The 12372-nt window shown below is 46.6% G+C and carries 10 protein-coding genes and 1 other RNA gene; 9 read left to right on the forward strand and 2 right to left on the reverse strand.

Annotated features, from left to right (window positions below; translation table 11 throughout):
- Window positions 1-14 precede the first annotated feature (14 nt).
- From QVE43_RS09960 to QVE43_RS10000, 9 genes are all read left to right on the forward strand, one after another.
- The gene (locus tag QVE43_RS09960; RefSeq protein WP_288006730.1) at window positions 15-1724 is read left to right on the forward strand and encodes an acyl-CoA dehydrogenase family protein; all 1710 of its coding nucleotides are present in this window, start codon (window positions 15-17) and stop codon (window positions 1722-1724) included.
- Window positions 1725-1763: 39 nt separating this feature from the next.
- A complete protein-coding gene (locus tag QVE43_RS09965) occupies window positions 1764-2129 on the forward strand; it encodes a TM2 domain-containing protein (protein ID WP_288006733.1) in 366 nt (121 codons plus the stop codon).
- Between the two features lie 165 nt (window positions 2130-2294).
- Entirely contained in the window at window positions 2295-2741 is a 447-nt protein-coding gene (locus tag QVE43_RS09970) for a hypothetical protein (RefSeq protein ID WP_288006736.1), read from the forward strand.
- Window positions 2738-3526 (forward strand): M48 family metallopeptidase, encoded by a 789-nt coding sequence (locus tag QVE43_RS09975; protein WP_288006739.1) that lies wholly within the window; start codon window positions 2738-2740, stop codon window positions 3524-3526. Before QVE43_RS09970 ends, QVE43_RS09975 begins: the two co-directional genes overlap by 4 nt.
- 175 nt (window positions 3527-3701) lie before the next feature.
- Window positions 3702-5231 carry a class I SAM-dependent DNA methyltransferase gene (locus QVE43_RS09980; protein WP_288007646.1) on the forward strand — a complete coding sequence of 510 codons (1530 nt, stop codon included), beginning with the start codon at window positions 3702-3704 and terminating at the stop codon, window positions 5229-5231.
- Between the two features lie 31 nt (window positions 5232-5262).
- Complete coding sequence (locus QVE43_RS09985) at window positions 5263-5688, forward strand: GIY-YIG nuclease family protein (protein WP_288006742.1); 426 nt, start codon at window positions 5263-5265, stop codon at window positions 5686-5688.
- Complete coding sequence (locus QVE43_RS09990) at window positions 5685-6860, forward strand: restriction endonuclease subunit S (protein WP_038030996.1); 1176 nt, start codon at window positions 5685-5687, stop codon at window positions 6858-6860. Before QVE43_RS09985 ends, QVE43_RS09990 begins: the two co-directional genes overlap by 4 nt.
- Before the next feature lie 4 nt (window positions 6861-6864).
- Window positions 6865-7521, forward strand: a complete 657-nt coding sequence (locus tag QVE43_RS09995) for a transposase (protein ID WP_288006746.1) — start codon at window positions 6865-6867, stop codon at window positions 7519-7521.
- Between the two features lie 82 nt (window positions 7522-7603).
- The gene (locus tag QVE43_RS10000) at window positions 7604-11272 is read left to right on the forward strand and encodes an HsdR family type I site-specific deoxyribonuclease (protein WP_288006749.1); all 3669 of its coding nucleotides are present in this window, start codon (window positions 7604-7606) and stop codon (window positions 11270-11272) included.
- Between the two features lie 118 nt (window positions 11273-11390).
- On the opposite strand, the gene ssrA is transcribed toward QVE43_RS10000, so the two are convergent.
- Window positions 11391-11771: a transfer-messenger RNA gene (gene ssrA, locus QVE43_RS10005) on the reverse strand.
- A gap of 51 nt (window positions 11772-11822) precedes the next feature.
- On the reverse strand, window positions 11823-12284 hold the full coding sequence (locus QVE43_RS10010) for a hypothetical protein (protein WP_288006752.1): 462 nt from the start codon (window positions 12282-12284) through the stop codon (window positions 11823-11825).
- Between the last annotated feature and the right edge of the window lie 88 nt (window positions 12285-12372).

Raw genomic sequence — 12372 nt, forward strand, 5'->3', positions numbered from 1 at the left:
TGTGTAAATTCGGTATGCATACCAAGAACCAAACCCATGAGTACTTCCACAAAAAAACGTATAGAAAACCGGGTGCTGCCTTCGCGGCTTTTTGCCCCAGCCAAAATTTTTATGAAAGCGACCGCATGGCTGCCCATTATTGGAAAAAATACTTTTCTTCACAGCTGAACGAGTACCTGACCCCCAAGCTGAAATGGATAGGAGAGCAGGCAGCGCAAGTGATGGATGCGCTCTCGCTTGCTGCCGATAAGTACCCACCTGTATTGAAGCGCCGCAATTTTTATGGAGAAGACATTTTCGAAATCGAATTTCATCCTGCTTATTGGCAACTGACAGGCATCGCCGTTCGCTCGGAGATGTTTCGTGTGAAGTGGCATCCTAAGCTGCGGGCTGCCTTTCAAAAAGAGCGCCACCTGGCAGGTTTTGCTCCTTATTTCTTGTATGCCATGGCAGAAGGCGGCCTCCCTTGCCCTTTGTGTATGACCGATGGCGCTGCCCGTTTGATTGACCGTTTTTGCACCGAAGAAGACAAGCAACGTTTGTTGCCCCACATTTACACCGACAAGCCGGAAGAGCTCTATACCGGTGCCATGTTTCTTACCGAGAAGTCGGGCGGTTCTGATGTAGGCGCCAACTTGGTGAAAGCAACCCCGGAAAAAGGCGATTACTATCGTCTGAATGGCGAAAAATGGTTTTGCAGCAACGCCAATGCGCAAATCATATTTGCTTTGGCTCGTACCGATGAAGACAAGCCCGGTACGCGTGGCCTGTCTTTGTTCTTGATAGAACCCACCTTGCCCGGCGGCGCGCGCAATCCTATGGAAATCGTGCGTTTGAAAGACAAGCTGGGCGTGCGTTCCATGGCAAGTGCCGAAATCATCATGCGCGACACCCTTGCCAAGCGCATTGGACAGGAAGGCGAAGGCTTTAAGCTGATGGCAGAAATGGTGAACTTGTCGCGGCTCTACAATGCAGTGGCGGCCGTCTCTTTTGCCCGCCGTGCGCTTATCGAAGCTTATCAATTTGCCTGTTATCGTTCCACTTTTGGAAAAACACTCATCGAACACCCCTTGGCTTACGATAAACTGCTGGAGCTGGCCGGGCGTTATCAAGCCATCTTTTATATGACATGGCGGGCAATCAGGGCATTGGACGCCGCCGACAACGGCAACGAAAGCGAAGCCCATTTGGCACGCTTGTTGATTCCTATGGTAAAACGATACACTGCCCTCGAAGCGGTCTATATCATACGGGAATCGATGGAGATGATGGGGGGCATCGGCTACATAGAGGATGGCGTGATGCCTAAGCTCATGCGCGACGTGCTGGTGTTGCCCATTTGGGAAGGGGCCGGCAACATCATGATATTAGACATGCTGCGGGCAACGGCCAAGTCCAATGGTTTGGAGGTGATGGTGAAAGAAATGACTGCCACCTTCAGGCAAGAAGGCGAGCAAGCTTTGCCGTTCTTGCAGCAGCTCGACAGCTTGCTGAAAGAAATGAAGGAATTGCCCGGTGGTGAAGCCGGCGAAATTATGGCAAAGTATTTGTTTGAACGCTTGACACAGCTGTATGCCGTCAGCCTGCTGATGCAGGAGCAAAGCGAGGCAGCACCGTGGATTTCACCTGCATTGGACTACTGGAAGCATGCTTTGCTGAAGCCCATGCCTTGCAGGCTATCTGCCTGTCAAGAAGCGCATGAGGCTGTTGCCTGGGATTTTTAAAATGCTTTTATTTAACATTTAACATAAAAAAAAGCTGCTATGAGAGACCTTTTAGACCCTATCACCCCGGAACAGATTGACCTTTTTATGGTTACTTACGGCAGGTATTTCCTGAGCCGCGACCTGGAAACCATACGTTCCATGCTGGAATCAAGCACACAAGCCGATTGGAAGCGCCTGATAGAAACTAAATTTTACGACCCGTCGGTTATCACCATTTTCTCTTTGGTAGGTGGCTATTTTGGTTTGGACCGCTTCATGCGTGATGACGTAACCAACGGTGTATTGAAGCTGATAACTTGTGGGGGCCTGGGCATATGGACCGTGGTAGATTGGTTCATTAGTGCTGAATTGACTGCCAAGAAGAATTTTGAGCTGTTTTTGGAAGTAATGGACAAAGAGTAAATTTTCTTTTTCAAAAAAGAATGGATGGAAAGGAATAAGCCCCGGCTTATTCCTTTTTGTGTTCATATTTTGTTTGGAATTGGTGAAGTGCGCCAAGAATTGTTTGAAAAAATGTAACTTATTCGAGCAAGTACTTCATTGGAACGTATCAAAAACACAGAAACCGTGATTAAAACAGCCTCTTTCCCCGTTGCTTTTCACAGAGACGAGGCAAGCCTTGCCGCCAAGTCCTATATGATGTCATTGGCGGCATTAGTGATAGGGCTGCCTTTGCCCATAGTAAACCTGCTGGCAACGCTTATTTTCTTTTTTTCTTTCCGGCGTGCGCATTTGTTTGTGCGCTGGCATGCCATGCAAGCCATGCTTTCACAGCTGACCCTTTTTGCACTGAATGCACCGGCTTTTTGGTGGACGGTGGCCGTCCTATTCGGTAGTGCCTCGCCTGACAAATACTATGTCGCTTATTTGCTGCTGGTGCTGCTGCTGAATGTGGGTGAGTTTATTGCTACATTGGTAACAGTGCATCACCTTTCAAAACAAAGACACGTGAAATGGTGGTTATACGGCGATTGGTGCGATGAAATATTAAAAGTGCAAAGCATACGCAGATGAATAAGTTGACCAAAGTCTTTTTGGGATTGGCAGGGCTTGCTTCCCTGTATGCTTTATTGGTCCTGTCGGTAGGGCAGCTCTCTTCGAACGTACACGACCGGGCGTGGCAGGAACCATTGGGTAACCTTTTGTGGGAAGAATTAAGCAAGCTGTACACAGAAGTAGAAGATTCGACACTTACAGCCACACTAAACGATATGACCCAATACATAGCCCAAGCCAACCATATGGAAGCCGAAAGCATTCAAGTACACATCCTGCGTGCTTACGAGCCCAATGCCGTCACCCTGCCGGGCGGGCATATTGTGGTTTTTACCGGCTTGCTTCGTCTTGTCGAAACCCCCGAAGAGCTCGCCGGCATATTGGCACACGAGCTGGCGCATATCCGCCTCAATCATGTATCCGAAAAGGTGATCAGAGAAGTAGGCATCAATGTTTTGGTGATAGCGGCCGGTGGGGGCAGCGAAGTAGGGCAGGTGGCAGCAGCGCTCTTGTCCAATGCTTTCAGCCGGGAAGCAGAAAAAGAAGCCGACATGCAAGCCATTGTTTTTTTGCAAACAGCACACATCGACCCCCAAGGCTTGGCTACTGTATTGCAGCGCTTTGCCGACATGGAGGGCGACTACCCCGAAGCCTTGGGCTGGCTGAGCACACACCCCCTTTCAAAAGAAAGGGTGGAGTATGTCACCAAGGAAATAGCCAAGAAAAAAGGCAAACAAAACAACTACGGCAAGGTGCCGGGCGCAGACCGATGGGAGACGGTAAGGAAGGCAGTGGAGTGGTAGGCAGACCGGCCGGCGAAGAGAAGGTATGTCTTACGAAAGATGACGCTTTCCTTTCCTCCCTTTGCGCCGGAATTTCCCTTTGAACCTTGGTTAAAAAGCCTTAAATTTCTCTTCAAATAAACCAAATCACTTATAGCTTCATGGCAAAGAAGACAAAAAAAAAACGCAAGAACCACTGGAAAAGCAACTATGGAAAGCTGCCGACAAGCTCAGAAAAAACATTGATGCAGCAGAATACAAACATGTGGTACTGGGGTTGATATTTTTGAAGTACATCTCCGACGCTTTCGAAGAACTATATGCAAAACTGAAAGAAGGCGAAGGGGAATATGCCGGTGCCGACCCCGAAGATATAGACGAATACAAAGCCGAGAATGTGTTTTTTGTACCCGGGAAAGCACGGTGGAGTTACCTGCAGGCAAACGCCAAGCAACCTGCCATTGGCAAAATGATTGACGATGCCATGGACGCCATAGAAAAGGAAAACCCTTCCTTGAAAGGCGTATTGCCAAAAGTGTATGCACGTCCCAATCTTGACCCTACCGCCTTGGGCGAGTTGGTGGACCTTATAGGAAACATAGCGCTTGGAGAAGCCAAAGCCCGGAGTGCCGATATCCTCGGGCATGTATTTGAATATTTTCTCGGTGAATTTGCCCTTGCCGAAGGCAAAAAAGGCGGTCAGTTCTATACACCGCGCAGTGTGGTAGAGCTGTTGGTAGAAATGCTTGAGCCATACAAAGGGCGGGTGTTTGACCCTTGCTGTGGCTCAGGCGGTATGTTTGTACAGTCCGAAAAGTTCGTGATTGAGCACCAAGGCAGGGTCAACGATATTTCCATTTACGGGCAAGAGAGCAACCAGACCACCTGGCGGCTGTGTAAAATGAACCTTGCCATTAGGGGCATTGATAGTTCGCAAGTAAAATGGAACAATGAAGGCTCATTTTTGAACGATGCCCACCCTGACCTCAAAGCCGATTTCATCATCGCCAATCCACCTTTTAACGTGAGCGACTGGAGCGGGGAACTCTTGCGCAACGACCCCCGCTGGCAATACGGGGTGCCGCCTGTAGGCAATGCCAACTACGCATGGATACAGCATTTTATCTATCACCTGGCACCCAACGGCGTTGCCGGTTTTGTATTGGCAAAAGGCTCGCTGACAACCAAACAAAAAGAAGAGTATGCCATTCGTAAAAACCTTATCGAAAACGATTTGATAGACTGCATCGTCAACCTGCCTGCCAAACTGTTTTTAAATACACAAATACCGGCTTCACTTTGGTTTATTCGCAAAAACAAAACCCACAGAAAAGGGGAAATCCTCTTTATTGATGCACGCAACATGGGGCACTTGGTAAACCGAAGAACGCGCGAACTCTCAAAAGAAGATATACGCAAAATAGCCGATACCTACCATAACTGGCGGGCTGAGCCTGTCGAAGCCCGCCAATACGAAGACATAAAAGGGTTTTGCGCCTCTGTGCCTATAGAGCGGGTAGCTGAATTGGATTATGTGCTCACTCCCGGGCGCTATGTGGGCTTGCCCGAAGAAGACGATGATTTTGACTTTGCCGAGCGCTTTGCCAAACTCAAAGCCGAGTTCGAAGAACAATTGAAAGAAGAAGCGGAGCTCAATAAAAGGATATTGGAAAACCTAAGTAAAATACAATTGCCGGAAAGCGCCACATTGAACGGGTCAAAATGAAAGTTGATATCCGAACATGCCGAAGGGTTGGATGTACATATTAGAATGCTCAGACGGTAGCTATTATACAGGAAGCACAACCGATTTGGAAAGGCGATTGGCTCAACACCGGGCAGGCGAGGGCGCCAATCACACCAAAAAACGGTTGCCCGTAAAATTGGTATATTATGAAGAATACGACAGAATAGACGAGGCGTATTGCCGGGAAAAACAAGTGCAGGGCCGGAGCCGGAAGAAAAAAGAAGCATTAATAAAAGGCAATGATGACCAATTGCCGCGATTATCGAGGAACTACACCCAATATCCTCCGGTGGTTGAGCCTGTCGAAACCACCGGAAAAGAAGACCCATTGCCCGAGCCAAAACAAATGTTGCCTGAGTCTGTCGAAGGCAACATCCCCAAAACCAATAACAGCACCCCTGCCAAAGACAACAACAAAAAAACAGAAAAGCGATGAGTGATACATTGAACCGCTCGAAATGTGAGTGGAAGAAATATAAATTAGGAGAAATAGCAGAGATTGTGGGAGGCGGGACACCCAAAACTTCTGTTGCTGAATATTGGAATGGTGATATCCCATGGCTTTCAGTTGTTGATTTTAACAATGGGAAGAAATATGTTTACGATACAGAAAAAAAAATTACTGAAGAAGGCCTAAAAAACAGTAGTACAAAATTGCTAGAAAAAGGCGATATAATTATTTCTGCTAGAGGAACAGTAGGTATTGTTGCAATGTTGGGAAAACAAATGGCATTTAATCAATCTTGCTATGGAATAAGGGCAAATGAGTATTCGACAAATGAATATGTTTACTATCTCCTAAAAGATAGAGTGTCAAACTTTTTACAATATTCTCACGGAGGTGTTTTCGATACGATTACTCGCGATACTTTCAAAGAAATCGAAATCCTCCTCCCCCCACTCCCTGAGCAAAAAGCCATAGCTGAAGTATTAAGCAGCTTAGACGACAAAATAGACCTGCTCCACCGCCAAAACAAAACCCTCGAACAAATGGCGGAAACCCTGTTTCGGCAGTGGTTTGTGGAGAATCCTAATCCTGAATGGGAAGAAAAGCCTTTGAGCTCTATAGCTACATTTTTAAATGGATTGGCTTGCCAAAAATACCCGCCAAAAAATGATATAGATAAACTGCCAGTTTTGAAGATAAAAGAACTGAGGAATGGTATTTCGAAAGATTGTGACTGGTGTACTACTGATGTTGATGAAAAATACGTTGTAGAAAATGGTGATGTGATTTTTTCATGGTCAGCATCTTTGATGGTCAAAATATGGGATGGCGAATCCTGCATTTTGAATCAGCACCTTTTCAAGGTTACATCAGATGAATTTCCAAAATGGTATTATTATCTATGGAGCAGATACCATCTCGAGCAGTTTATTGCTATTGCAACGGCGCAAGCAACTACAATGGGACACATAAAAAGAAAGGATTTGGATAATGCTATGGTTTTAGTGCCTACAGATGATGAATTGAAAAACATGACAAATAAAATTCAACCATTGATTGACAAGCAAATAGTTAATTCAAAGCAAATCCGCACGCTTGAAAAACTGCGGGATACCTTGTTACCGAAATTGATGAGCGGGGAGGTGCGGGTAAAATTTTAATACAATGGGAAAATTCAAAAATAAATATCGTATTGAGTCAACACGATTGCAACATTGGGATTACGGTTGGAATGGCGCGTATTTTATCACCATTTGCACAAAAAACAGACATTGTTGGTTTGGAGAGATTTCATCCGGTGCAATGCAATTGTCTCCCATCGGTCATATTGCCAATTCGTGTTGGTACGAAATACCCAATCATTTTCCGTTTGTTGAATTGGGGGCGCATATCATTATGCCCAATCATGTGCATGGCATTATCATTATCAATAAACGCAACGCGAACAAAAACATTGTAGAGACGCAAAATATTGCGTCTCTACAAAATATTGCGTCTCTGCAAAATATTGCGTCTCTACAACCCCAACCGGAACCCCCATCAACAAAAAACAAATTCGGTCCACAATCCAAAAATTTGGCATCAATCGTTCGCGGATTTAAAATCGGCGTAACAAAAAATGCCCGCCAAATAAATCAATCTTTTGCATGGCAGCCCCGGTATTGGGAACACGTCATACGAAATGAAAATGAATATTATCGCATTACACAATACATTATAAATAATCCCAAAAAATGGGAAAATGATAAATTAAACAGCAACAACAGCAACACCATAAGGGAATCACAAGCAGAATACAATTCAGAAATTTGGATGATATAAAAATGCCAAAAATTAACCGGACTCCCAACCACCCATTAGAAACCAAAGACGGATGACAGAAACAGAAGCTGAATGATACAATATGAAACTCAATGAAAACACCATAGAACAATATGCCATAGAGCTGCTACAACAACAGGGCTTTCAATATCTGTATGGTCCGCACATTGCCCCCGACGGCGAGAACCCCGAAAGAGCCGCCTATGAAGACGTCTTGCTCACCAACCGCCTGAAAAATGCGATTCAAAAAATAAACCCTTCGGTTCCGGCAGAGGTACAAGAAGAAGCCCTGAAAGAAGTACGGCGCGTCCACTCGTCCGAGCTGATAGCCGCCAATGAAACCTTTCACCGCATGCTTACCGAAGGCATCAAAGTTACCTATCAAAAAGACGGACAAACGCGCGGCGACTCGGTGTGTCTCATCGATTTTCAAAACCCCGGAAACAACGAATTTGTCGTAGTCAATCAATTTACGGTCATTGAAAACGGCGTAAACAAACGCCCCGATATTGTCCTTTTTGTCAACGGCATTCCTTTGGTCGTGATGGAGCTCAAGAATGCCGCCAATGAAAATGCCACCATACAATCGGCTTTCCGTCAAATACAAACCTACAAGCAAAGCATTCCTTCCTTGTTTACCTACAACGCCTTTTCCGTGATTTCGGATGGCTTCGAAGCCAGAGCAGGCACCTTATCGGCGGACATGAGCCGTTTCATGGCTTGGAAATCAGCCGACGGGAAACGCGAGGCTTCGCAGCTGGTCAGCCAGCTGGAAACCCTCATCAAAGGCATGCTCAACAAAACCACCTTGCTTGATTTAATCAGGCACTTTATCGTATATGAAAAATCAAAGCGCGAAGACCCGAAAACCGGACAGATAACCATCGCTACCATAAAGAAACTGGCAGCTTACCATCAATACTATGCCGTAAACAAGGCGGTAGAGTCGGTCCTGAGAGCCGCCAACTATTCCCCTCCTTTGGAGGGGTGGTCGAAGACCGGGGTGGTTAGTTCCCCTCCTTTGGAGGGGTGGCAGACGAAGTCTGACGGGGTGGTAAAAAGAGCCAGCAAAAACTATTTCAGCCTGCCTTACAATCCAAAACTTAAAGAACGGGCAAGAGAATTGCGCAAAGCAGGCAACCTTGCTGAGGTATTATTCTGGCAACGAGTCCATAAGGGAAAATTTAAAGGCTTGGATTTTGACAGGCAAAAAATTATCGGAAACTATATTGTTGATTTTTATTGCCCCAATTATCAGGTAGTGATTGAAATAGACGGGAGCAGCCATGATGATAAAATGGAATATGATGCCGAAAGAGACCATTATCTCCAATCGCTGGGATTAACCGTCATTCATATATCGGCAAAAGAAATTTTGCAAAGCATAGATGCAGTAATGCAGTGGCTTTACGACCATCCTGCCTTTCAAGGAAAAGAACCATCAACTCCTCCTTCGCAGCAAAACTTCGTAGAAGAATCACCCGAGCAGTACAGCTTGCCCGGCGTGAAACAACAGCCCAAAGGAGACAGGAAAGGAGGGGTTGTCTGGCATACCCAAGGCAGTGGCAAATCCCTGTCAATGGTTTTCTTTACCGGAAAGATTGTCTTGGCAATGGATAACCCCACCGTTGTAGTCATTACAGACCGCAACGACCTCGACGACCAATTGTTCGATACCTTCGCCGCTTCCACCCAGCTGTTGCGTCAAGAGCCCAAGCAAGCCGAGAGCCGTCAAGACCTGAAAGAAAAATTGAAAGTCGCTTCCGGAGGTATTATCTTTACCACCATTCAAAAATTTCAACCCGAAGAGGGAGATGTCTTTGAAACCCTTTCCGAACGAGAAAACATCATTGTCATCGTTGATGAAGCCCATCGCACCCAATATGGCTTCAAAGGCAAAATAGACAAATCTACCGGCGAACTGAAATATGGTTTTGCCAAGTATTTGCGCGACGCCCTGCCCAATGCCACATATATAGGTTTTACGGGTACACCCGTGGAAAAAGACGATAAAAACACCCCCGCGGTATTTGGCAACTACATCGACATCTACGACATCGCGCAAGCCGTGGAAGACGGCGCCACCGTGCCCATCTATTACGAAAGCAGGTTAGCCAAAGTAAACCTTTCGGAAGAAGGGCGAAAACTACTGGAGCAACTCGATGAAGAACTCGAGCAAGAAGACCTCACCGAAACCCAAAAAGTAAAAGCCAAATGGACACAGCTGGAAGCGCTGATAGGAAGTGAAAGCCGCTTAAAAAACGTAGCAAAAGATATTGTGGAGCACTTCGAAAAGCGCCAAGAAATTTTCGAAGGAAAAGGCATGATTGTTACCATGTCACGCCGCATCGCTGCCGAGCTATATGAAGAAATCATCAAGCTGCGTCCCGAGTGGCATTCCGATGAATTGGATAAGGGCGCCATAAAAGTAGTGATGACTTCCGCTTCTTCCGACGGTCCAAAAATTGCCAAGCACCACACCTCCAAACAACAACGGAAAATACTGGCAGAGCGCATGAAAGACCCCAACGATGAACTGAAGTTGGTCATCGTAAGAGACATGTGGCTTACCGGCTTTGATGCCCCCTGCATGCATACGCTCTATATCGACAAGCCCATGAAAGGGCATAACCTTATGCAGGCGATAGCGCGCGTAAACAGGGTGTACAAAGACAAACCGGGTGGCTTGGTGGTTGATTACCTGGGCATCGCTTCCGACTTGAAAAAAGCCCTGTCTTTTTATTCTGACTCGGGCGGAAGAGGAGAGCCTGCCATTGCGCAAGAGCAGGCAGTGAATTTGATGCTCGAAAAATTGGAGGTAGTGCAACAAATGCTTTATGGCTTTGACTATAAAGCCTATTTCCGTGCCGCTACTTCAAAAAAACTTTCTATCATATTAGAGGCACAAGAACATATTCTGTCCTTGGAAGACGGTAAAAAACGCTTCATCAATGAGGTTACGGCATTGTCAAAAGCATTTGCCTTGGCTGTGCCCCACGACAAGGCAATGGACGTAAAGGACGAAGTGGCATTTTTTCAGGCAGTAAAAGCACGTTTGGCAAAATTTGACGCTACCGGCTCGGGAAAAACGAATGAAGAAATTGAAACCACCATCCGGCAAGTAATCGATAAAGCATTGGTATCCGAGCAGGTGATTGATATTTTCGATGCGGCAGGAATCAAAAAACCCGACATCTCCATTCTTTCAGAAGAGTTTTTGCTTGAACTAAAGGGCATGGAGCACAAAAACGTAGCAATGGAGGTGCTCAAAAAATTATTGAATGACGAAATAAAAGCCCGCTCCAGAACAAACTTGGTAAAAAGCAAGTCGCTGAAAGAAATGCTGGAGAGCGCCATAAAAAAATACCACAACAAAATTTTAACGGCTGCCGAAGTCATCGAAGAACTTATAAAAATCAGTAAGGAAATTGTTGCCTTGGACAAACAAGCCGAAGAGCTGGGCTTGTCCGATTTTGAATATGCTTTTTACACGGCTGTGGCTGAAAACAAGAGCGCAAGAGAGCTCATGGGAAAAGAAAAGCTTAGAGAGCTTGCCGTTGTCTTAACTGAAAAAGTGAAGAACAATGCAACAATTGATTGGACCATCAAAGAAAGCGTCCGTGCAAAACTAAAAGTAATCATCAAGCGCACACTTCGCCAATATGGATACCCGCCGGATATGGCAAAACTGGCAACAGAGACCGTTTTGAAACAAGCCGAATTGATTGCCGGCGAATTGACGACCGCTTAAGGTGTGTGCTCTCTTCAAGTGCCCGTGTCGTTTTCTGAAATGAGGGCATCGCATCACCAACCCACTCATAAAAAAACACCCACCCTCGCCTTTTCATGGGGCAGGGTGGGTGTTTACTTTGTGGAGCCGGAGGGACTCGAACCCTCGTCCAGGCATGCCGGCTGCATGCCGTCTACACGCTTAGTTGCCACTTCTTATGTCGGGGTGCCATGGTAGGCAACCACCTGAAACACCCCCAAGCCGCGGGTTTGTCTCGCCCGCCGGAGCGCGGCACTCCTTTGGGCATAGCTCCGTTTCGGTTTGATACCCTTATAAGTGGGCGAAGCGCCGGGAGCCAGGCGCCTCAAGCCCCGGGTACTTGCTACCGTAATCCTTGATTAGGCAGCAAGGGCGTAGTTAGATTCGCCATTTATTGTTCGGGAGGTAGATTTACGGGATACTCCCATCGCCCGGCGTGCAGGCATGCCTCCGGTCCATGCTGTCGAAACCGGTCGGCCCCCTGTTTGTTCGTCATATCAAAACGGTAGCAAATCTAAAAAAGTTCAAACTTCTATGAAAATGGATTGAGCTTGCGAAAATCTATATTGAGCCAGTAAATAGCCAAACACATGACCACTGCCCAAAAGCAGGCACTCACAAACATACTGAACAGGATGGCACGGCGGGGTGCCCCCAGACTCACTGCCAGAATAGCCCCAATCGGGGGGCTCAAAAAAATAGGTGTAAGAAGGGCAATACCCCAAATACCGGAGCGCTGCCATATCTTGACTATCATGCGGTTGCGGCGTGTGAACCGGCGTTGATTGCGCTTGCGCTGCCGGGCCACAATCCAGTTGCGCAGTGGAATGCCCCCGAGCACCACCAGCGTTACGGTCGTCATCATGCCGGCAATGGTCAGCAATATGGCACTCCACAAAGGCAAGCCCCCTATGAAAGCCGCCGGCGGGGCAAAGGCAAACTTAAGCATGGCGGTTGTAAACACACCCACAGCGACAAGCCATAATTTTCCCATTTGCTTCTATTTTGCCCCAAAAATACAAGTAATTCCCGGCTTATTTAGCAGCTTTGTATAAAGCGTTGTATCTTCGCACTGCTTTTCG

The sequence above is a fragment of the Thermonema sp. genome (assembly GCF_026003375.1).
In the GTDB taxonomy this organism is placed as follows: Bacteria; Bacteroidota; Bacteroidia; order Cytophagales; family Thermonemataceae; genus Thermonema; species Thermonema rossianum.

Excerpts from the sequence above, each read along its gene's own strand:
- QVE43_RS09965 (WP_288006733.1), top strand. The coding sequence starts at position 1,764 with ATGAGAGACCTTTTAGACCCTATCACCCCGGAACAGATTGACCTTTTT.
- QVE43_RS10000 (WP_288006749.1), top strand. The coding sequence starts at position 7,604 with ATGAAACTCAATGAAAACACCATAGAACAATATGCCATAGAGCTGCTA.
- QVE43_RS09990 (WP_038030996.1), top strand. The coding sequence starts at position 5,685 with ATGAGTGATACATTGAACCGCTCGAAATGTGAGTGGAAGAAATATAAA.
- QVE43_RS09975 (WP_288006739.1), top strand. The coding sequence starts at position 2,738 with ATGAATAAGTTGACCAAAGTCTTTTTGGGATTGGCAGGGCTTGCTTCC.
- QVE43_RS09960 (WP_288006730.1), top strand. The coding sequence starts at position 15 with ATGCATACCAAGAACCAAACCCATGAGTACTTCCACAAAAAAACGTAT.
- QVE43_RS09995 (WP_288006746.1), top strand. The coding sequence starts at position 6,865 with ATGGGAAAATTCAAAAATAAATATCGTATTGAGTCAACACGATTGCAA.
- QVE43_RS09985 (WP_288006742.1), top strand. The coding sequence starts at position 5,263 with ATGTACATATTAGAATGCTCAGACGGTAGCTATTATACAGGAAGCACA.
- QVE43_RS10010 (WP_288006752.1), bottom strand. The coding sequence starts at position 12,284 with ATGGGAAAATTATGGCTTGTCGCTGTGGGTGTGTTTACAACCGCCATG.